General features: G+C 66.6%; 23 protein-coding genes. 6 read left to right on the forward strand and 17 right to left on the reverse strand.

The genetic code is table 11. The features are described 5' to 3' along the window. Positions 1–3: 3 nt before the first annotated feature. Positions 4–576 carry a TRAP transporter small permease gene (locus tag LGN10_RS17120; protein ID WP_226224374.1) on the reverse strand — a complete coding sequence of 191 codons (573 nt, stop codon included), beginning with the start codon at positions 574–576 and terminating at the stop codon, positions 4–6. After that, on the reverse strand, positions 573–1,559 hold the full coding sequence (locus LGN10_RS17125; RefSeq protein WP_089465933.1) for a TRAP transporter substrate-binding protein: 987 nt from the start codon (positions 1,557–1,559) through the stop codon (positions 573–575). Before LGN10_RS17125 ends, LGN10_RS17120 begins: the two co-directional genes overlap by 4 nt. Before the next feature lie 546 nt (positions 1,560–2,105). Here LGN10_RS17125 and LGN10_RS17130 point away from each other — a divergent pair. Then, positions 2,106–2,300 carry a hypothetical protein gene (locus LGN10_RS17130; RefSeq protein WP_226224376.1) on the forward strand — a complete coding sequence of 65 codons (195 nt, stop codon included), beginning with the start codon at positions 2,106–2,108 and terminating at the stop codon, positions 2,298–2,300. Positions 2,301–2,335: 35 nt separating this feature from the next. Here the strand turns inward: LGN10_RS17130 and LGN10_RS17135 are convergent, their stop codons facing one another. The 3 genes from LGN10_RS17135 to LGN10_RS17145 form a co-directional block, all read right to left on the reverse strand. Further along, positions 2,336–3,370 carry a helix-turn-helix transcriptional regulator gene (locus LGN10_RS17135; protein WP_226224378.1) on the reverse strand — a complete coding sequence of 345 codons (1,035 nt, stop codon included), beginning with the start codon at positions 3,368–3,370 and terminating at the stop codon, positions 2,336–2,338. Positions 3,371–3,686: 316 nt separating this feature from the next. Beyond that, positions 3,687–3,938: a hypothetical protein gene (locus LGN10_RS17140; protein WP_059579205.1), complete on the reverse strand. Its 252-nt coding sequence runs from the start codon at positions 3,936–3,938 to the stop codon at positions 3,687–3,689. 621 nt (positions 3,939–4,559) lie between these two features. After that, entirely contained in the window at positions 4,560–5,048 is a 489-nt protein-coding gene (locus LGN10_RS17145; RefSeq protein ID WP_089465935.1) for a RidA family protein, read from the reverse strand. Between the two features lie 226 nt (positions 5,049–5,274). On the opposite strand from LGN10_RS17145, the gene LGN10_RS17150 reads away from it, so the two are divergent. Further along, a complete protein-coding gene (locus LGN10_RS17150; RefSeq protein ID WP_059579211.1) occupies positions 5,275–5,574 on the forward strand; it encodes an H-NS family nucleoid-associated regulatory protein in 300 nt (99 codons plus the stop codon). A gap of 172 nt (positions 5,575–5,746) precedes the next feature. Here the strand turns inward: LGN10_RS17150 and LGN10_RS17155 are convergent, their stop codons facing one another. The 3 genes from LGN10_RS17155 to LGN10_RS17165 all read right to left on the reverse strand — a co-directional run bounded on the left by LGN10_RS17155 (position 5,747) and on the right by LGN10_RS17165 (position 7,542). After that, complete coding sequence (locus tag LGN10_RS17155; RefSeq protein WP_089465936.1) at positions 5,747–6,079, reverse strand: cupin domain-containing protein; 333 nt, start codon at positions 6,077–6,079, stop codon at positions 5,747–5,749. Further along, positions 6,060–6,416, reverse strand: a complete 357-nt coding sequence (locus LGN10_RS17160) for a hypothetical protein (RefSeq protein WP_226224380.1) — start codon at positions 6,414–6,416, stop codon at positions 6,060–6,062. The genes LGN10_RS17155 and LGN10_RS17160 overlap by 20 nt, the downstream gene beginning before the upstream one ends. A 202-nt stretch (positions 6,417–6,618) precedes the next feature. Further along, complete coding sequence (locus LGN10_RS17165) at positions 6,619–7,542, reverse strand: LysR family transcriptional regulator (RefSeq protein WP_226224482.1); 924 nt, start codon at positions 7,540–7,542, stop codon at positions 6,619–6,621. A 67-nt stretch (positions 7,543–7,609) separates the two neighbouring features. Here LGN10_RS17165 and LGN10_RS17170 point away from each other — a divergent pair, with 67 nt between their 5' ends. Then, on the forward strand, positions 7,610–8,227 hold the full coding sequence (locus LGN10_RS17170; RefSeq protein WP_226224382.1) for a LysE family translocator: 618 nt from the start codon (positions 7,610–7,612) through the stop codon (positions 8,225–8,227). Positions 8,228–8,292: 65 nt separating this feature from the next. Here the strand turns inward: LGN10_RS17170 and LGN10_RS17175 are convergent, their stop codons facing one another. Next, positions 8,293–8,925, reverse strand: a complete 633-nt coding sequence (locus LGN10_RS17175) for an FMN-dependent NADH-azoreductase (protein WP_124658577.1) — start codon at positions 8,923–8,925, stop codon at positions 8,293–8,295. A gap of 132 nt (positions 8,926–9,057) precedes the next feature. Here LGN10_RS17175 and LGN10_RS17180 point away from each other — a divergent pair, with 132 nt between their 5' ends. Then, positions 9,058–9,954 carry a LysR substrate-binding domain-containing protein gene (locus tag LGN10_RS17180; RefSeq protein WP_226224384.1) on the forward strand — a complete coding sequence of 299 codons (897 nt, stop codon included), beginning with the start codon at positions 9,058–9,060 and terminating at the stop codon, positions 9,952–9,954. A 66-nt stretch (positions 9,955–10,020) separates the two neighbouring features. On the opposite strand, the gene LGN10_RS17185 is transcribed toward LGN10_RS17180, so the two are convergent. Then, positions 10,021–11,313: an MFS transporter gene (locus LGN10_RS17185; RefSeq protein WP_226224386.1), complete on the reverse strand. Its 1,293-nt coding sequence runs from the start codon at positions 11,311–11,313 to the stop codon at positions 10,021–10,023. A gap of 254 nt (positions 11,314–11,567) precedes the next feature. Between LGN10_RS17185 and LGN10_RS17190 the strand changes: the two genes are divergently transcribed. Continuing rightward, complete coding sequence (locus LGN10_RS17190) at positions 11,568–12,473, forward strand: ketopantoate reductase family protein (protein WP_059579231.1); 906 nt, start codon at positions 11,568–11,570, stop codon at positions 12,471–12,473. A gap of 119 nt (positions 12,474–12,592) precedes the next feature. On the opposite strand, the gene LGN10_RS17195 is transcribed toward LGN10_RS17190, so the two are convergent. The 3 genes from LGN10_RS17195 to LGN10_RS17205 form a co-directional block, all read right to left on the reverse strand. Further along, the gene (locus LGN10_RS17195; protein WP_059639003.1) at positions 12,593–14,056 is read right to left on the reverse strand and encodes a catalase; all 1,464 of its coding nucleotides are present in this window, start codon (positions 14,054–14,056) and stop codon (positions 12,593–12,595) included. 306 nt (positions 14,057–14,362) lie between these two features. Further along, positions 14,363–15,205, reverse strand: a complete 843-nt coding sequence (locus tag LGN10_RS17200; protein ID WP_226224388.1) for an anti-sigma factor — start codon at positions 15,203–15,205, stop codon at positions 14,363–14,365. Between the two features lie 20 nt (positions 15,206–15,225). Then, complete coding sequence (locus tag LGN10_RS17205) at positions 15,226–15,774, reverse strand: RNA polymerase sigma factor (RefSeq protein WP_059639001.1); 549 nt, start codon at positions 15,772–15,774, stop codon at positions 15,226–15,228. 309 nt (positions 15,775–16,083) lie between these two features. Between LGN10_RS17205 and LGN10_RS17210 the strand changes: the two genes are divergently transcribed. After that, positions 16,084–16,566 carry a cupin domain-containing protein gene (locus LGN10_RS17210; RefSeq protein WP_226224390.1) on the forward strand — a complete coding sequence of 161 codons (483 nt, stop codon included), beginning with the start codon at positions 16,084–16,086 and terminating at the stop codon, positions 16,564–16,566. A 10-nt stretch (positions 16,567–16,576) separates the two neighbouring features. Here LGN10_RS17210 and LGN10_RS17215 read toward each other — a convergent pair whose 3' ends face one another. The 4 genes from LGN10_RS17215 to LGN10_RS17230 form a co-directional block, all read right to left on the reverse strand. Next, positions 16,577–17,791 (reverse strand): MFS transporter, encoded by a 1,215-nt coding sequence (locus LGN10_RS17215; RefSeq protein WP_226224392.1) that lies wholly within the window; start codon positions 17,789–17,791, stop codon positions 16,577–16,579. Positions 17,792–17,802: 11 nt separating this feature from the next. Further along, on the reverse strand, positions 17,803–18,882 hold the full coding sequence (locus tag LGN10_RS17220) for a sensor histidine kinase (protein ID WP_226224393.1): 1,080 nt from the start codon (positions 18,880–18,882) through the stop codon (positions 17,803–17,805). A 133-nt stretch (positions 18,883–19,015) separates the two neighbouring features. Then, positions 19,016–19,399, reverse strand: coding sequence for a response regulator transcription factor (locus LGN10_RS17225; RefSeq protein ID WP_059579247.1), 384 nt, complete (start codon positions 19,397–19,399; stop codon positions 19,016–19,018). A 145-nt stretch (positions 19,400–19,544) separates the two neighbouring features. Next, the gene (locus LGN10_RS17230) at positions 19,545–20,216 is read right to left on the reverse strand and encodes a response regulator transcription factor (RefSeq protein ID WP_059638998.1); all 672 of its coding nucleotides are present in this window, start codon (positions 20,214–20,216) and stop codon (positions 19,545–19,547) included. Positions 20,217–20,342: the final 126 nt, after the last annotated feature.

Genomic DNA, 20,342 nt, shown 5'->3' on the forward strand with positions numbered 1-20,342 from the left:
GCGTTATTGTCCCGACGAAGAACGACGAAGCGCGAGCAGGTGCTCGAGCGAGAAGAGGATGATCGCAACCGCCGCGGGCATCGTGATCAAATAGCGCACGCCTTCGGGCAGCCCGATGATCGGGATGCGGTCGCCCATCGTCTCGGCGGCCATGCTGCCGCAGCCGATCACGATCATGATCGCGAACGCGATCAGGCTCAGGTGCTGGATCGCGATGACGACCGTGCGCGCCTTCACCGACAGCCGGCGCACCAGCGAATCGAGGCCGATATGCCCGCCGTCGCGCACCTTCATCGCCGCGCCGAACATCGCGATCACGATCACGAGCAACAGCGCGATCGGTTCGACGAAATCCGGCGCGTTGTCGAACACGTAGCGCATCACGACCGCGTAGAACACCAGCACCGTAAGCACCGCGAGGCACGCCGACGCGATTCCCGCCAGCACGCGGAACAGCACGTCGTTCACGCAGCGCAACAGCGGCGCGGCGTGCGGCCGCGCGGGCCCCGCGCCGTCCGGGGCGGCAGCCGGCGCGCCCGCGGCCGCCGCGCCGTTCAGGGAAGTGCGACGCGTCACTTGGTGGCCTCGATCTCGTCGACGATCTGCTTCATCTGCGGCGTCTTCTCATACTTGGTCCACAACGGCTGCATCGCCTTCACGAACGCCGCGCGGTCGACCTGCGCGGCCGGCACGATCTTCGCGCCGCCTTTCGTCACCAGTTGCTGCGCGGACGCCTCGCGCGCGGTCCAAAGCTTCTGGTAGTACGGAACCGAATCGGCCGCCGCCTTCCTGATCGCCGCCTGCTCCTGCGGCGACAGCGTGTCCCAGACTTTCTTCGAGAACACGAGCACTTCGGGCGTCATCGCGTGCTGAGTCTCCGAGTAATCGGGCGCCACTTCGTAGTGCTTGGTTTCCTCGTACGACGGCAGGTTGTTTTCCGCCGCGTCGACGAGGCCCGTCTTCAGCCCCGTGTACACCTCGGCGAACGGCATCGGCGTCGGCGTGCCGCCCATCGCCTTGATCTCGTCCACCATCAGGTCGGACGGTTGCACGCGCACCTTCAGCCCCTTCATGTCGGCCGGCGTGCGCACCGGGCGCTTCGCGTAGATCGAGCGCGCGCCGCTCTCGTAGAACGTCAGCGCGATCATCCCCTTCGCGGTGAACGCGTCGAGGATCTTCTGGCCGGCCGGGCCGTACATCGCCTTGCGGAAATGGTCGACGTCGCGGAACAGGAACGGAAACGACGGGATCAGCGATTCCGGCACGATCTCGTTGAACGACGCGCCGTTCACGCGCGCCATGTCGATCGCGCCGATCCGCACCTGGTCGACCGTGTCCTTCTCCGAACCGAGCGCGCTGTTGCCGAACACCTTGATCGAATCCTTGCCGCCCGTCTGCTTCGACAATGCCTCGCCCATGAACTTCACGGCCATGTTGGTCGGGAAGTTGTCGCCGTGCACGTCCGCCGAGCGGAACACGCGCGCGTGCGCGGACATCGCGAAGCCGGTCATCAGCGCAACGGCCAGGGCGGTACGGGAGCCGGTGAATCGGTGCTTCATGGTGAGTCTCCTTGATGGTCGATCGTTGTTGTGCGGCGATCCGTCGGCACGCGCCTGCGTCGCCGGGACGCTTCGTCGGACCGCGGAGTCATACGTCGTATGATGTGTTGAGCGAATGTACGTCGGTTAATCGTTTAACTCACTCGGTGCATACCCCTATAACCTTTACCATCATGGGTCTTTTGCAGAAATCGGGGAACTGTATTCCCAGTATCTCAATTGTTTCGAGAAACGTTTTCCGGGGGCGAATCAGCAGGCGGTCGGACGCTGGCGCCGCAGCCTCCCCGCGTCCGACGGCCTTCTTTCGCTTCGCATCTCCACGTTATAGGATGACTGATCACGCGACGCATTCGATCGATCCGGCCGGCGCGCCTACGGCAGCGAGGCGCTCGTCGGGCTCCCTGGAATGGATCGGCCGAATCCGTACGCGGTCCACGCGGGAGCGGCGCTATGACACGCGAGCGAGCCGTCGCCGTCGCGCGCCACCCGGCCGGCAGGTACGCGCGATGCTCGCCCGGACAGCGTGCCACGCGAAAGGAGCCTGTGATGTCGACCGCGAAGCCATCAGCGACACCCGACCCGGCTACCCCGCCGAACGCCGGCGACGAAGGCCCGGCGGACGCGCCGGGCGTCGGCGAGGACATGTGCCGCGTGTGCCGCGGCACCGGCCGGGTGGAGGGCCAGCCGTGCACCGTCTGCGGCGGGACCGGCAAGATACTGCAGGGAATCGGCGGCGGATAGAGCACGACGCGGCCGCGCCGGCGCGCATCGGTCGCTCAGGTCTGCATGACCAGTGACGTCAGTTGCGCGGCGCGGGCCACGTCGGTTTTCGTGTAGATCGACTTGATCTGCGCGCGGACCGTGCCGATCGATACGCCGCGCAGCGTCGCGCATTCCTGCGGCGAGCGCCCGTCGCAGCACAGCAGCACGGCGAGATCGGCCTCGGCCGACGACAGCCCGTAGAACACCCGCAAGCGCTGCGCGCGCGCCGCCGGCGAGCGCAGGTCGGCGGCCGTCATCAGCGCCGCGACCCCGGGCCGTTCACGCGCGAGGCGCGACTGTTCGGGAACGGGAATCAGCGCGAGGGGCAGCGGCTCGCCCGTCGCGCGCCGCAGCAACAGCCCGCCGCGCGCGAACGCATGTCGCCATTGCGCATCGTCGACGCAGCCTTCCGGCGCAAAGCGCCCGTTCACGATCCGCAGCGCCGGTTCCGCGGCGATCAGCTGATCGGCCGCGCGGTTCGTATAACGCAACTCGCGTCGCGCGCCGAGCAGGAACACCGGCACCGGCACCGCGTCGAGCGCGGATTCCGCGGCGGCCACGCGCGCCTCGAGCTCGCCGATGCGTGCGTGGATCCGCAGCGCCCGGCTGATGTGCGCGCCCATGATTTCGATGGTGCGGCGCTGGTCGTCGGACGGGCCCTGCGCGTCGGGCCCGCTCTGTACGCTCAGGAACGCGCCGGCGCGCTCGCCGCGGTGGATGTACAGGCCCGAGATGCTGCCGAGCCCGAACGGCTGCAGGAATTCCCGATAGAACACGCCATGTGTGCGCTGCCGCACCGACAGGTGCTTGACGTCCTCGAACCAGCGCCCTGCCGGCCAGTCGGCGGCAACCGGCACGACCGGGTCGTACAGGTAGAACTCGGTGTTGTAGCTGCGGTGGCACGCGGCCACCCATGACGAATCGTCGCCGGCCGCCCGCTCGATCGCGGGCACCCGCGCCGCATCGTCGAACGACAGCAGCGTCGCCATGCGTACGCCGACCGACAAACGCAGCCCGTCCAGCACCGCTTCCCATCGTTGATCGCCCAACGCCGCGGCGTAGACGTCATCGATCCATGCCGATGGAATCAACCCGTTCGTCTGCATCTGACCACCCCGCGCCGTGCGTTTATGTCGAACGCCGTTCGCGAATCTTACTCAATCGGTCTGATTGTTCAAATCGGCGATGCGGGTTTGGTCGAAATACCACGCTGGTTACTGCTTCTTGTCAAACGAAATCGTTATTTTTCGACAGGGCGCAAAAATCCGTGTTGACGCAGGCGGCGCGGGATGGCGGGCGGCGCCCGGGTGAAACGACGCAGCCCACGCGATGGAACACGTTTCGCCGCCCGGCCCGACCATGTACTTACTTCATCGCCGCGAAGCGTGCTTCCATCGCGTCGATCTTCGCGAGCACGGCTTCGCTCAGCTTTCTGACGTGACGCGGCACGTTGGGCGTCGACAGCAGTTCCTCGATACGCCCGCGCCAGTAGCGCGGATGCCTGACGCGACCCGGGCCCGACATCGACACGTCGCCGACGTTCGGCTCGCTGTCCAGCAGCGCCACCATTCTCTGGATGTGAGAGAGCTCTCGTTCCACATAGTCTCGTGCGAGCATAGTGATTGAAATTCCCCGAAATGCGACATCAGGCCTTCCGCCATCCACGCGAGATCGCCCGCGGCGCCAACCACGCACGAAACACGTTGCGCATCGGCGTACGCGGCAACCGTGTCGATCGACCGTGCGGACGCTCACGGCGATCGACGCGAAACGGCAGGCCTGCTCGATTGTTCTGGTGATATCCGGTCTCCGGTGCCTTGTTGACCATCGTAGGCGTACCGCTCGGCGCCGGCATCCCCAAAAGTGGGGATGCCGGCCGATATGGGCCGGGAACGGCTTCCGGAAATGACGGGGTGGAAAAACGGCGGAAGACGGCGCGTGCGTCACGGCGCGACGGATCGTTTCCCGGCAACACGATGGCGCGCGTTGCGGCGAATCGCGCGGGTTTCACATCTGACGAATGGAGCGCCGGCAAGTGCCGACCAGCAGTTGCGCCGCGATCTCCGGCGACAACGCCTATCTCGCGGCGACGTCCGATGGTGTGTTCACCGAAGCAACCTGGGAACACCGGTTCGTCGCTGCCCCGTCAACCCGGTTCGTATTCGAAGACGGTTGCCGGGCGCGAAGGATGGAAGATCGCCGCAAAGCGGCTCGTTCCGTCGGCCCGGCCACTCCGGATCAACCGGCAGCGGCGCCGCGATTCAGCCCGAAGATGAAATCGGCTTCGACCGCCGCGCCCTTCGGCAATTGCAGCACGCCGACCGACGAGCGCGTATGGACACCGGCGTCGCCGAGCACCGCGTACAACACGTCCGACGCGCCGTCGGCCACTTCGCTTTGCATCGTGAAGCCCGGTGCGCTTCGCACGTACACGGTCATGCGCGGCACCGTCGCGATCGCATCGAGCGTGCCGCACCGGTTGCGGATCAGCGACAGCGCACGCAGCGCCGAGATACCGGCCGCGCGGCGGCCGTCGTCCAGCGAAACGGATTCGCCCACGATACCGACGAAATGCACGACTTCCCCGATTCGCGGAATCTGGCCGGCAATGTAGGCCGTCCTGCCATCGACCAGAACCGGCGTGTACTTTCCGCCAATGCGGATCGTTTCGTCCGGATCGAATCCGAAATCGGCGGCGACCTGTTTCAGTCTGTCATCTCTGTTCATCAGTGAATTCCCCAATCCTTCTGAAAAGAGATAAAGAATAATTGAGTCTCCGAAGCTTGTCCCGCATGAGAGGATCGGACGCAAACGATCCAATCGAACCACTTCTCAGGTGTTCGAAGCAGTCGCGCATTGCCATATCGACAATGGAATTCGTAGTCGGCGCAATTTTCTTCATCATTCGGGCTGAAACCGCTATCATGTATGGACACAACCTGAAGAGTGATATATGGCAACTTACAAGGAACTGAAAGCCCAAATGGATGCTTTGGCCGAAAAAGCCGAAGCAGCGCGCGTCGCGGAATTCCAGGCGATCGTCGACGACATCCGCACCAAAGTCGCGGAATACGGCATTACCGAAAAAGACATTTTCGGTACGCGCCGCGGTCGGCCGTCCAAACAGGCGGGCGCCCCCGTGCAGGCGAAGTATCGCGATCCGAAGACCGGGGCGACCTGGTCGGGCCGCGGTCGCGCGCCCGCATGGATCAAGGATGCGAAGAATCGCAATCGATTCCTGATCCAGGAATAAGATTCCCGCCCTGTGCCGGCGCGCGATTCAACGCGCTGTCCGGCGATTGCGGCATTGATTGGGGCATCGATACCGGCGGTATTCCAAGGCCGCACCGGTAGACGAGGTTTTGCCCGATCGGCATGTCGCGCGCCGGTCTATCGACCACGCGTGCCGCACGCCAATCCTTTCTTCAGCGTTCGTAATAGACGGCAAGCCAGACGGTTGGCACTTCGTCATGCGTCCACGCGACACGATGGCGGCAATGCGGCTCGATCAGCACGTAATCTCCGGCGTGCATGTCGAGCCGCGTTGCATTTTCTTCGAATTCGAGCACGGCCGCACCGGACAGCAGCACGACCCATTCGGCCCGCGGGTCGTCATACCAGAATCCGTCCGGGCTCGCGTGCCCCATCGATACGATTCGCTCGACATTCACGCGCGCGCCCGTGACGAGCATGTCGATTCGCTCGTCGCCGCCGCGCCGCCCTTCGACGCTGAATAAATTACCGGTTTGAAGTGGCATGGCTTCGTCTCGTCGTTGACTGTCGGGTAAAGGATGCGGGTTTAAAGGCGACCGGAAATGTCCGCTGCACGCTGACGTCGCCCGGGTTTGCACGAATGTCGTTAAAAGCCGCGTCAAAAAGATGAAGAATGACGGCGATTTCACCGGCACTCATTCGTTGCAGCGATAAAGCACGCACCGGCATTCTTTTAGCGACGTGCATGTCACCACGGGCCATTTCGGTTAAAGCGGGCCGACCTCCGGCCGGCCTGCGCAGCGTCGGGCCTGGGCTGTTCACGCGAATAACGGGCTTGCGAACGTGTGTCGATCGACGCATTTTCCGTTCGCTGCCCGGCATGAGCAAGCATCGGCCCGACATTCATTCTTTATTTCGATTCGCGGTTGCGTTTGTTCGATCAGCGACGATATTGTCCGGGCCGTCGATATCGATACGGGCGCCAACGAAGTGCCGGCCCTCGCGGCGCCCGGCATCGATTGGCGCGTCGCGCATCCGGGCACGCGCTTCGCCGGTCGTTTGAAATCCCGCCCGGCGGCTCGCGTCAGACCATCCCCCTCAACCACCCCAGCAACGCCGCCTGCGCACTCCCGTCCGCCACCGGCGCCGGCGTCAACAGGTAGTAATCCGATCCATCCTCGACAAATCCCATCGGGGCAACCAGTACACCGCTTTCGATATCGTCGCGCACCAGGTGCCACGGCCCGATCGCCACCCCGAGCCCCGCGACGGCCGCCTGCAAACTGAAGTAGAAGTGATCGAACCGCTGCCCGCGCCGGCCCGCGGCCGGCTGATTCGCGGCCACCGCCCATGCATTCCACGCGTCCGGCCGCGTCCGCGCATGCAGCAGCACTGCGTCGTGCTTCAGCGCACGGGCGCCGCGACGCGACGCAAACCATGCGCCGACCTTGTCCGGCCGGCAAACCGGCCCCACCCGTTCGGCGAACAGATGCTCGGCGTGATACGCCGCCGGCCACGCGAAATCGTTGCGACGAATCGCCATGTCGATACCGCCGTCGAACGAGAACGGCCCGCCCGCGGCGGCCAGATGGATGTCGACGCCTGCATGCCGCGCCTGGAAATCTGGCCAGCGCGGAATCAGCCAGCGCATCAGCAGCGTCGGCTCGCACGACAGGACCGACCGCCGCGGACGGGCGGCCTCGGCGCGCAACGTGTGGGCGGCGTGACGCATCAGGCCCAGGCCATCGTGGACGGCCTGGGCGAGCGTGCGGCCCGCCTCGGTCAGGAACACGCGACGACTGCGCCGCTCGAACAGCGCCACGCCCAGATCGTCCTCGAGCAGACGTACCGCGCGGCTGACCGCGCCGTGGGTCAGGCACAGCTCGTCGGCCGCGCGCGTGAAATTCTCGTGGCGCGCCGCCGCCTCGAAACAACGCAGCGCCATCAGCGACGGCAGGCTGGTACGGATAGATTGTGATTCAGACTCACCATTCCGGTCAGAAAGCATCGTTTTTCCCGATGAATCACGGTGGGTAGGATTGTGCCACCAAGACATCGATCGCGGGAGCGACGCCATGACCGAGTTGATAGTCGTAGTCACCATTACGCTGCTGGCCGTCATCAGCCCCGGCCCGGACTTCGCGATGGTCACGCGCAACAGCCTGATGCTGTCGCGTCGTGCCGGCGTGCTCACCGCATGCGGGATCGGGCTCGGCGTGATCGTCCACGTGAGCTACACGCTGCTGGGCGTCGGGCTCCTGATCCGTCAGTCGCTGTGGCTCTTCAATGCCGTCAAGCTGATCGGCGCGATCTATCTGATCTACCTCGGCGCAAGAATGCTCATGACGAAAGCCGGCGATGCGCAAGCCGACGCCGCCGTCGCGCCGCTGTCCGATCTCGCCGCGCTGCGCACGGGCTTCCTGACCAATGCGCTGAACCCCAAAACCACGGTATTCATCGTCAGCCTGTTCATGCAGGCCGTCCGGCCCGACACGCCGTTGATCGTGCAGATCGGCTACGGCGCATTCATCGTGGGTGCACACGCCGGCTGGTTCAGCCTCGTGGCGATCTGTTTCTCGGCCACGCGTGTTCGCGATCGCCTGCTGTCGCTGCGGCACTGGATCGACCGCACGTTCGGATGCCTGCTGGTGGGCTTCGGCATCGCGCTCGCCATCGCACGTGGCGGGCGCTGACGCTCGACCCGCGGCGCATGCGCGGCGCCGATTGCCCGACGCGCGCATGCACGGCGCCGACAACGTCAAAACGTACGCGCGATCGCCCGTGCTTCGTCGATCGCCCGGCTCCGATCGACCTTCCCGTCCGGGCCGAACAACGTGCGCTCGACGACGATCCCGGTGATGTCCGTCACGCCCACGAACTTGAGCCACGTTTCCATGTAAGGGCGCTGCAGATCGAACTCGGCGGCCGGCGTAAACGACCCCGGCGACTGATAGGCAAGCCCGCGCGCGTAGACCACCGCCGCCTTTTTTCCGGCCAGCTTGCCGGTAAAACCCGTTTCGTCGAACGTGAACAACACGTCCTTCTGCGAGATCACGTCGATCAGATGCTTGAGCTTGTACGGAATGCTGAAATTCCACAGCGGCACGCCGAACAAAAACCTGTCCGCTTCGTGGAACGGCGCCGCGAGCCGTTCGATCTGCCGCCACGCGGCCGCCTGCTCCGGCGTCAACGCCGTGCCGCTCAATCCCGCATATTTCGCGGCAAGCGCGGCCCCGTCGAATTCGGGCATCGGCAGATCCCAGATGTCGAGCTTCCGGATCTCGTGATCGGGATGAGCCTGCCGGTAGGTATCGAGAAATGCATCGCACACCTCGATGGATGCCGAATAGGCCTTGTTGGGTGAGCCTTCGATATAGAGCATGCGTGTCATGGAGCCGGTCCTTGTCAGGAGTGACGGCGGCGCGCCCCATGCGCGCTCGCCCACCGTGCTTCGCAGCCTAGCGGGTCGCCCTATAATCTGGAAACGATATTAATTGATCGAATTAACCCGGATGGGTGATGAATGAATCCTCCCCTCGACACGGCGCTCCTTCATACGTTCGTCGCGGTCGCCGACGTGCGCAGCTTCACCGGCGCCGGGCGCCGGCTGAATCTCAGCCAGTCCGCGGTCAGCGCGCAGATCGTTCGTCTCGAAGAACAGGTCGGGCAGGCGCTGCTCGTGCGCAATACGCGCAGCGTCACGCTGACCGGGCATGGCGAAACGCTGCTCGCCTACGCGCGCGCGATGCTCAACCTGAGCGAGGAAGCGCGGGCAAGGCTCGGAACGGGTCAAGCGGCCGACGTCAAGCTGCGGATCGGCGTATCGGAGGACTTCGCGGGCGGCTGGCTGCCCGCCCTGATGCGCCGCCATGGCGCCGCGCGGCGCGGCCTGCGGCTGGATCTCGCCGTCGATATCGGCGACAGCCTGTTTCGCCGGCACGCACGCGGCGAATTCGATGTCGTGATCGGGAGCCGCTGCTCGCACGCGGGCCACGGCACGACGTTGTGGCAAGAGCCGCTCGCCTGGGCATTCGCGCGCCACGAGCCGCTTCCGGAAGGCGACGTGCCGCTCGCGTGCTTCCCCGATCCGTGCCCATACCGCGGCGCCGCGATCAAGGCGCTCGCGCTGGCCGGCATGCGCTACCGGATCGCGTGCGAAAGCCCGAGCGTGGCCGGCGTGCTGGCGTTCGCACGGGCCGGCATCGCGATCGCGCCGATGCCGCGCAGCGCGATCGACGACACGCTGCGGGAACTGGGGCCGCCCGAGGGCTTGCCGCGGCTGCCCGATATGGAATTCGTGATGATGCACGACCCGCGGATGCCGGCGGCCGTCGAATTCGCCGCGACGATTCTGGACGAGACGGCGGCCCGCACGGGCGCCGGCAAGCGCCGCCATCGTCACGGTGTCACGCCTGCATGAACGCCCACGGGCCGCGGCGCCGGCACATGCGGAAGGCCGCGCGCCGTGCGTGGCGCGGCCGCGGTGCTACCGCGCGGGACGCAACGCGAAACCCGTCAGCGCGCCGGCGACACAGAGCACGCCTACGTACAATTCCGGCGCGTGCGGATTCGTCTTCAGCATCAACGACACGAACACCGGCGTAAGGCCGCCAAACAGCGCATACGCGACGTTGTACGAAAACGAGATGCCGGAAAAGCGTACGGCCGGCGGAAACGCGCGCACCATCGCGACCGGAATGGCCGCGACCGCACCGACGAAGAAGCCGCACGCCGCGTAAAGCGGCAGCAGCAGCGACGCATCGACGGCGAGCCGCGCGGCCATCAACCAGAACGATGCGCCCAGCAACAGGCAGCCGACGAAGATCGTGCGCGCCGCGCCGATTCGCCCCGCGATCGACCCGGCGACGACGCATCCGATCGTCAGGCAGAACGTCGCGGCCGAATTGGCCTGCAGCGCGAGCGCGGGCGTGATATGGAAGCGCTTGGCGACGAGCGTCGGCGTCATCAGGATCACGACGACGATCGCCGCGGTGAGCGTCCAGGTGAGAATCATCGACGCGATCACCGCGCGGCCGTGGTCGCGCAGTACCGTCTTCAACGGCGCCTCGGCGACGAGCGCCCGGTTCCGCTTCATTTCGACGAATACGGGCGTTTCGTCGAGCCAGCGCCGCAACAGCGCCGACAGCACGCCGAACAGCCCGCCGACGACGAACGGCAGCCGCCACGCATACGCGTCGATCGCGGCCGGCGAATAGTGATGGTTGATCGCGGACGCGATCAGCGAGCCGAGCAGGATGCCGAGCGTCAGGCCGCCCGTGAGCAGCCCGCACGCGTAGCCGACATGGCGCGGCGGCACGTGCTCGGCCACGAACACCCACGCGCCAGGCACTTCGCCGCCCACCGCCGCCCCCTGCAACAGCCGGCACACCAGCAGCAGCACGGGCGCGGCGATCCCGAGGGACGCGTAGGTCGGCAGCAGGCCCATCGCGAGCGTCGGCAGCGCCATCAGCATCACGCTCAGCGTGAACATCCGCTTGCGGCCGACGAGATCGCCGAAGTGGGCCAGCACCACGCCGCCGAGCGGCCGCGCGAGATAGCCGGCGGCAAAAATGCCGAAGGTCTGCAGCTGGCGCAGCCAGTCGGGAATCGCGGGCGGAAAGAACAGCTGGCCGATGACGGCCGCGAAGAACACGTAAATCACGAAGTCGTAGAACTCGAGCGCGCCGCCCAGCGCCGCGAGCACGAGCGTTCGGTGATCGCTGCCGGTCAGCGGGCGGTTCGGTACGGCCGGAAGCGAAAGCGGATGGGTGGAATTCATCTTCTGAAAAGGTCCGGAGGAAGGGGAAGCGGGTGACGCCGACGGCGTGCTACTGGCTAACAACACCTGAGCAGTAGCGGTCATTCCATTGCGTGACGATGATTCGGCACACGGTTCGAGACCGGTCGCCGCCCCATCGGGAATAGTTGGCGCGACTCGCGTGTTCTATACCAATGGGTGGGCCCGTTGGCCCGGCCCGTCACATGCGGATACCGCATGCATGACACGTCGACGGTTTCCCCTCTGGAGCAATCATGCGGTTTGCGGTTCTCGGCGCCGGCGCGGTCGGCTGCTACTTCGGCGGCATGCTCGCGCTGCACGGCCACGATGTCGTGTTCATTGGCCGGCCGCTTCACGTCGACGCGATCCGCGCCCACGGCCTGCGCCTGCATACGCGCACGTTCGACCAGCGCGTGCCGGTCGACGCATCGATCCAGACCGACGCGGCCCGATCGGCCGAGGTCGTCCTCGTCTGCGTGAAGTCCGGCGATACCGCCGACGTGGCACGCGCGTTGCGCGACGTGCTGGCCCCGCACGCGATCGTGGTCAGTCTGCAGAACGGCGTGGACAACGCCGCGCTGCTGCGCGCCGAGCTCGACCGCCCCGTCATTTCGGCTGCCGTCTACGTGGCGAGCGAGATGGCCGGCCCGGGCTATTTGCTGCACCATGGCCGCGGCGATCTCGCGATCGAGGCGTCGCCGTCCAGCGAACGGCTCGCGCACGTGCTGCGCGAAGCGGGCATTCCGACCCGGATCGACGACGACGTGCGCGCGACGCTCTGGCGCAAGTTCATGCTGAATTGCGCGTACAACGCAATTTCCGCAATCGTGCATCTGCCGCTCGGCGAGATGCCGCATCGCGACGCGCTGCGCGCGACGATGGGCGCGGCCGTCGCCGAGTGTCTCGCCGTGGCGGCCGCCGAAGGCGTCCATTTCACCGAAGGGCCGGCGGAGATCGTCGCGCAAATCGAAGCGACGATTCCCGCCGGCCAGTATTCGTCCACCGCGCAGGATCTCGCTCGTGGCAAACCGTGCGAGATCGACCACCTGAATGGCGCGATCGTGCGGCGCGGGCTGGCCGCGGGCATCGATACGCCGGTCAACCGGACGCTCCATCTGCTCGTGAAGATGCTCGAAGCGAAGGCCGCCGCCCGCGCGTGACGGGCGGCGGTCGATGCAAACGCGCTTGCGCCGTGCAGGTTCGCCGCACCGCTCCCCGGTCAGCCCGCTTCGTCACCGGGTCGCGGCGTTTGCCGTTGCGCAGCGCCGGATACCGCCGGTCATTCCCGTTCGGCGAACAATCGCTCGAGCGCGGCGGCGATGCCTGCACCGTACGCCGGGTCCGCCCGCGAGCAGTTGTCGATGTGACGCTGCCGCACCGCCGGCGACACGCCGGCAATCTGCCGCGCGGTGGTGTCGAACAAACGCTGCCGCTGCCGTGCGTCCATCAGCCGGAACAAATCGCCGGGCTGCTGGTAATGGTCGTCATCGACGCGATGGTCCCAGTGCGCGGCCGCGCCGTCGAGTTCGAGCGGCGGTTCGTCCAGTTGCGGCCGGTCCGACCACGCGCCGCTGCTGTTCGGCCAGTACGCGGGCGCGCCGCCGAGATTACCGTCGGTGCGCATCGCGCCGTCGCGGTGATAGCTGTGGAACGGGCACTTCGGCGCGTTCACCGGAATATGCGCGAAGTTCACGCCGAGCCGGTATCGCTGCGCATCGCCGTAGGAAAAGAGGCGCGCCTGCAACATCCGGTCGGGCGAATAGCCGATGCCCGGCACGACGTTCGCGGGCGAGAACGCGGCCTGCTCCGTTTCGGCGAAGAAATTGTCCGGATTGCGGTTCAGTTCGAATTCGCCGACCTCGATCAGCGGAAATTCGGCCTTCGGCCATACCTTGGTCAGGTCGAACGGGTTGAACCGGAACGCTTTCGCCTGCGCATCAGTCATCACCTGAATGTACAGCGTCCAGCGCGGGAAATTGCCGGCCTCGATGCTGTCGTACAGATCGCGCTGATGGGTTTCGCGGTCCTTCGCGATCAGCGCCTCGGCCTGCGCATCGGTCAGGTTCTCGATGCCTTGCTGCGAGCGGTAGTGGAATTTCACCCACGTCCGTTCGTTCGACGCATTGATCATGCTGTAGGTATGGCTGCCGAAGCCGTGCATGTGCCGGTACGAGCGCGGAATGCCGCGCTCGCTCATGACGATCGTCACCTGGTGCAGCGCCTCGGGAAGCAGCGTCCAGAAATCCCAGTTGTTTTCCGCGCTGCGCATGCCCGTGCGCGGGTCGCGCTTGACGGCATGGTTGAGATCGGGAAAGCGCAGCGGATCGCGAAAGAAGAACACCGGCGTATTGTTGCCGACGATATCCCAATTCCCTTCCTCGGTGTAGAACTTCAGCGCGAAGCCGCGGATGTCGCGCTCCGCATCGGCCGCGCCGCGCTCGCCGGCCACCGTCGAGAAGCGGACGAACATCGGCGTCTGCTTGCCGATCCCGGAGAACAGTTTCGCCTTCGTATACCGCGAAATGTCGTGCGTCACGGTGAAGGTGCCGTATGCGCCGGCACCCTTCGCATGCATCCGGCGCTCCGGGATCACTTCGCGATCGAAGTGCGCGAGCTTCTCGATCAGCCAGACGTCCTGCAGCAACGCGGGGCCGCGCGGGCCGGCCGTCTGGATGTTCACGTTGTTGCTGACTGGTGCGCCGTTCGCATGCGCAAGTTCGCGCGGAACCCGATTCTCTGACATGTCCAGTTTCCCCCAACCGTCTGCGGTTTCGATTCGTCGGTCGCGCGCATCCCGCCACGGGTTCAGGTATCGCGCGTCGTGAGGACGGCCGTCGGCCGATCCATGCATCGATTAGAAACGGGCGATGTATCCGGGATTTGTCTGGCGTGTATCCGTTTGTACGCGCCGCGCCGTCACGCCTGTTCGGACCATGCCGGCACGCACCCGCGATGCGGTGAAGCCGTAGCGGCGGCGTCGCGCGCCGCACGGGATCGCCTCATCGCGACATCGCGGTGCCGACAACCTCGGCGTGCCCCTTCGTGTTGCTTACGATCGTTCATCGGCGGCGATCCGCTCGCCGAGCGCGCCGAGGTCCGTCTCGCCGGACGCCGCGATCAGCGCGTAGGCCAGGCTGGCCCGGCGCCAGGTCACGACATCCATGTTGCCGACCTGCCGACGGCCGGGCGCGGTATCGGGTCGTTCGTCCTTCATCACGCACAGCGCGACGGGCAGGCCCTTCTCGGGCAGATAGACGATCTGCACGAGCGGCTTGCGGTTGAAGTTCAGGCGCTGGATGCGCTTGAACGTCAGACCGGCCGCGCGCAAGTCAGGAATCCGGATCGGCAGCCCGTCGACACGGTGAACGCTGTCGACCGTACGCGCGACGGCAGCGAGATTCGATGCGTCGGACGCCACCGTATCGCGCGTGTAAAGCTGCTGGTAGTTCACGGCCGCCGTGATCCATGGCGACATCGTCGCCTGCGCGGCCACGGATTCGCGCTGTGCCGCGACATCGCGCACAGCCGTATCCGGGGCGTAGCGCAGGATGGCGCCGCAACTGAACGCGCCGGCGACGAAGGCCACCGCGAGCCACGGCACCATCGCGCGCATGGGTGAGCGCTCGGGCGGCGAGGCTGGCACCGCGGCGCGCCGATCGTCTGCGTTCGCGAACGGCGCCGCCGGCGCGGCATGCGCGTGCGCGAGCCCGTCGACCTCGCGGACGAGGCGCGGCGGCACGGGCGGCACCGGCTGTCGCTCGAACGCACGCCGATACGGCAACACCGACGCTTCGAACAACGCAACGCGCGCGGCGATCTCTGCCGACGTTTCGATCGCCCTGTCGACTTCGGCGCGTTCATGCGGCGCAAGTTCGCCATCCACGTATGCCATGAGCAGGATGTCGTCCATTTTCATGCCCCCTGGTCTTCGGCATTCGCCGCGCGCGTTGCACGCGGTGCGCCTTGCTCGCCGAACAGCGCACCGATCGCCTGGCGTGCACGCGACAACCGGCTCATGACCGTGCCGAGCGGTACGTCGAGTACGTTGGCCGCTTCCCTGTACGTGAAACCCTCGACGCCGACCAGCAACATGACGACGCGCTGCGCTTCCGGCAACTGCTGCACCGCCCGGACGATCTGTGCATCGAGCGCCTGCTGCTCGAAGGTTGACGCCGCGGGATCGGCCACGGTTTCCAGCAGTTCATCGTCCCAGTCCATGCCCGCGCGCCGCCGCACGCTGCGCGCGCGAAGCTCGTTGAGCCACGTGGACTGGACGATGGAGAACATCCAGCTGAGCGGCGCGGTTTCCGGCTGCAACTGATGGGCGCGTTCGAGTGCGCGCACGCACGCACACTGCACGAGATCCTCGGCATCGTGCCGATCGCCGGCGAGGCGCAGCGCGAAAATCCACAGCCGCGGCAGCATTGCGGGGAGCATCGCGGACAGTTCGGCGGCGGTCATCGACGTCGAGCCCCCCCCGCGGTTTCGCCGGGCCGGCGTTGATCGACTGCAGTATCTGACGTGTGTGCATGGGTGTTGGCGAAATTGACCGGGCAGCGCCCCTCCAGCCCGTAAACAGCTGGACGGCCCGGATATTCCATCTGCATCACGATGTATCCATGCCGCGCACGTACGCAATACGATACAAATCGGTCGGCACGCGGCCGACACGGGCTCGCCCACGCGCGGGTTTTTCCAGGAGAATGGCGCCGCAACGGCGAGCACCCTTTCGCGTGATCGTCCAGGACAACTTCCACGGAGAGACTACCGATGTACCGACATGCACTCGCCACGCTGGTCTTCACCGGCATCGCGATCTCGAATGCAGCGTGCGCGCAGACCATCAAGCCGATCAAGGCGTCGGCCTCCGACCTGGTCGGCGCCATCTTCGCGCGCGGCGACGCGGCGAAGCAGGATGCCGCTCCCGGGCACGACGCGGATGCCGTGACGTTCACGTCCACCGACACGGCCTTCCAGACCGGCGTGTACCGATCCGGGCCCTCGCACGAGGAAATCGCCGGTCCGCAGGGGCTGCCGTACAACGAATTCCTGTACTTCCTGTCCGGCAGCGTGAAACTGACGTCGTCCGACGGTTCGGTGATGGTCGTGAAGACCGGCGAAGCGGTCACGCTGCCGAAGGGATGGACCGGGCATTTCGACACGCCCGGCTATACCAAGCTCTACGCCACGTACAACCCCGACGACGCGAAACCCGCCCCCTCCGCCTCGCAACCTCCGGCAGCGGCGCGATAGCGCACGGGGCTCAGCACGCCGCCGGCGCCATCCGCTTCCGGTGTTCGACGATGGAAAGTACCAGCGCCGCCAATCCGCATGCGGCGATGAGCGTGAGCAGCATCGTCCGGCCCAGGTTGACCAGCACCAGGCTGCCGAGCGCCGGGAAGCCGAACACGCCGACGAAATAGGACGCGACGAACCACGTGAGCACCGCGTGCCGGTGCCGCGTGTGCGCGCTGTTGACGGCTTGCGCCTGCACGATCGGATAGATCAGGCCGTAGCCGGTGCCGAGCAGCACGGCGCTGGCCGAGTGAAGCAGCGCGTTGTGCGGCACCGCGAACGTCACCGCGACGCTCAGGATCATGAAGCCGAGGAGGATCTGCGTGGTCGCGTCGACGCGCATCCGGATCACGAGCGCGCCGAGCAGCCAGCGAATGATGACGACCGTCGCCGAATACAGGCCGAAGAACGTTCCGGCCTTCACGCCGGTTTCCGTCGCCATCGACATCTGGAACGTCATCAGCCCCGAGAACACGCTCGAGCCGAGCGCGATGATGGCGATCGGATAGATCGCGTTCGTGCGGACAATCGCCGCCATCTCGCGAACCCACCGGTCGCGCGCCGGCCGTGCGGCCGGCGGCGACGCCGGCGACAGGCGGCCGAAATACTCGAGCATCAGCGCGGCCATCGCGCACAAGCCGCCGACGGCGCAAAACACGGTGCCGGTCGTCCAGTGCCAGTTGCGTATCGCGAGCGCCGCAACCGCCGGCCCGCCGCCGACGCCGGCCATCTGGAACGACCCGAACCGCAGGAACCAGCGCTCGCGCTCGTGATCGGTGGTGCGCTCGGCGAGCATCATCGGCGCGGCCAGGTAGAAGCCGCCCCAGCCGACTCCGACGAGCAGCCCGGGCACGGCGCTCAACGAGCCGGTGCGCCCGATCAGCGCGAAGCCGACGACGCCCGCGCCGACGATGAGCGCGGCCAGCGCGGTGGTGCGGGCCGTGCCGATCCAGCGGGCCAGCCACGCGACGAGCGGCAGGCCGAGCAGCGCACCGACCAGCGCCTGGACGAGCGCGATGCCGGTATCGATCTCGCCCCCGCCCGCCGAACGGAAATGCATCGACAGCAGGAACGTCGCGCCGTATCCGCACGCGGTCAGCAGCGCGCCGAGCAGCACGAACGACGCGACGCGCGGGGACATCGCATCCGCACCGGCCATCACGCCCCCTGTTCGTTTCGACATGCCGTATCGGCTCACGCGACCGCAAGCGGCAGCGTCACTGTCGCCTCGAGGCCACCGGTGCTGCGATTGTTCAATTGCAGTTCGCCCTGCATCGCCTGCGTCAACCGACGCGCGATCGCGAGCCCGAGCCCCGAGCCCGGCGCACGCGCGGCCGTCTGCGGCGCGCGGTACCACGGCTTGAACACCGCCTCGAGCTCAGCCGGCACGATGCCCGGCCCGGAATCCACGACCGTCAGCATCACGCGCCGCGCGTCGACCCGCACGCATACGCGAACGTCGTCCCCATAACGCAATGCGTTGTCGATCAGGTTGACGAGCACACGGCGCAGCGCATGCGGGAAGGTCACGAGCGGAAGGCCCACGCGTCCGTCGAGGCCGATGCGCTGGCCGGCGTCGCGATAGTTGCCGACCAGCGCACCGAGCAGCGCATCGGCGTCGACGCGGCGCGGCGGCTCCGGCACGCTGCATTGCAGCCGTGCGCACACAAGGCTCGCCTCGACGAGCTCATTCATCTCCGCCAGATCGCGCTCGATCGCGTCGCGCAACGCGCCGTCCTCCAGCATCCCGCTGCGCAGCATCAACCGCGTGAGCGGCGTACGCAGATCATGCGCATAGGCGGCCAGCACATGCAGCAATTCCGTCATGCGCTCGGCGTGCTGGCGGTGCGCGCCGTCGATCGCGCGCGCGAGTTTCGCCACCGACGGCGCACCGCGCTGGCTCAACGTGTCGGGCAGCGATTCGATGCCGTTGTCCCCGATCGCATCGGCCAGGCGGCCGACGGTCGCGTCCAGTCTCATCAGGCGGAACAGCTTCAGCCCCAGTACCGCCGCGACCAGTGCCACCAGGCCCGCGAATGCAGCGGCGATCAGCAGCTCGTGCGTCGCCGCCGTCTGCCACGCGCGCGCGAGCATCGCGCGCACGTCGTACATCGCCGCCGCGACCAGCAGCACACCGGCTGCGAGCATGAAGCGCACCGGCCAGACGACGAACTCGCGCGCATGCGCGAAGATCGTGCGAACGAGGGTGCGCAGCGCGCGCGTGAGCCTGGACTCAAACAAGGCTCCTGACGATAAAGTCGGAAAGTTCGCCATCTTGGTTCTCCTGTCGCCGTCGCCGCGGACGGTACGAGACAGATGAAAACACGCAGCGGGGCCGCGCACCATCAAACAAGCGGCCATTCATCCCCTACGAAGGTTTAGGTTGGCAGCGCGGCACGGCCGCCGATCAGACGTAACCGAGCGCACGCGCGAGCCACGTTTCGAGCTCCCGCGCATCGAGCGGCTTTTCCAGCAGGCACAGCGCGGTGCTCGCGCGCACGCGCTCGCGTTCGCGCGCCGTCGCGAACGCCGTGACGAACAGCGTGGGAATTCGCAGGCCCAGCGCGTCGATCCGCGCCAGCAGGTCGATGCCGTCCATCGCCGGCATCTGGACGTCGCAGATCAGGCAACCCGCGCGGCGCGACACGTCCGACGCGAGGAATGCCGCTCCCGACGCGAACTCGCACGCGTTCCCGCCCAGCGACCGCACGAGGCTTCTCACGGCGGCGCGCACGAACGGGTCGTCGTCGACAATCGCTACGAGATCGGTGGCTGAGAGTGAAAGAGGCATCCGTGCTGATGGCGAGGGGAACGGACCGGCCCGTCCCACATACTGCGATCCAGATCGCCAGCATACCCGCGCGCTGCCGCGCCGCCACCATATCTACGTATGGGTCGACCTTGCGCCGACCGCGCTCGGCCCGGGCCGGTTCACGCTAATCGCCGGCGGGCAGCTCGATGCCGAGCGCACTCATCTTGCGCACCAGTTCGGCGACCGAACGGCATTTCATCTTGCGCATCGCCTGGCCGCGATGGATCTTCGCCGTGATCTCCGCAATGCCCATGTTCCCCGCCACCTGCTTGTTCATCAGCCCCGTCGCGACGTGTTGCAACACCTCGCGTTCGCGCGGCGTCAGCGATTCCCAGCATGCGCGCAGGTCGAGCAGCGACTGGCTGGCCTCCAGGCGCTTCGCGTCGCGCTCAAGCGCCGCCACCACTGCATCGATCATTTCCTGGTCGTGAAACGGCTTGGTCAGGAAATCCACCGCGCCCGCCTTCATCGCCTTCACCGTCATCGCGATGTCGCCGTGCCCCGTCATGAAGATGATCGGCATCTGCGGACCGCCGTTCTCGACCAGCGACTTCTGGAACGCGATCCCGCTTTGCCCGCGCAACCGCACGTCGAGCACGAGGCACGACGGGCCGCTGCCCTTCGGCGCCGCGAGAAATGCTTCGGTCGACGCAAATGCGTGCACCTCCAGGTCGATCGAGCGCAGCAGGCCGGTCAACGCGGCCCGCACGAATTCGTCGTCGTCGACGACGTAGACGACACGGCCGCTTTGGTCTTCGGATGAAGGCGCCACGTTTGGCATTCTGATCTCGGGCATTGCAATTCTTCGCTTGTGAATGTGCTGGAGCGGCCGCGGTCGGTTCGACGGCATCGCGACGCACGCCGCGCGGCGCGCGGCACCCTTGAAAACACGCCCCCCCCCCGCGGATTATTCCAGCCGCCC

Origin of the sequence: Burkholderia sp. AU32262 (genome assembly GCF_020419985.1) — a bacterium.
In the GTDB taxonomy this organism is placed as follows: domain Bacteria; phylum Pseudomonadota; class Gammaproteobacteria; order Burkholderiales; family Burkholderiaceae; genus Burkholderia; species Burkholderia semiarida.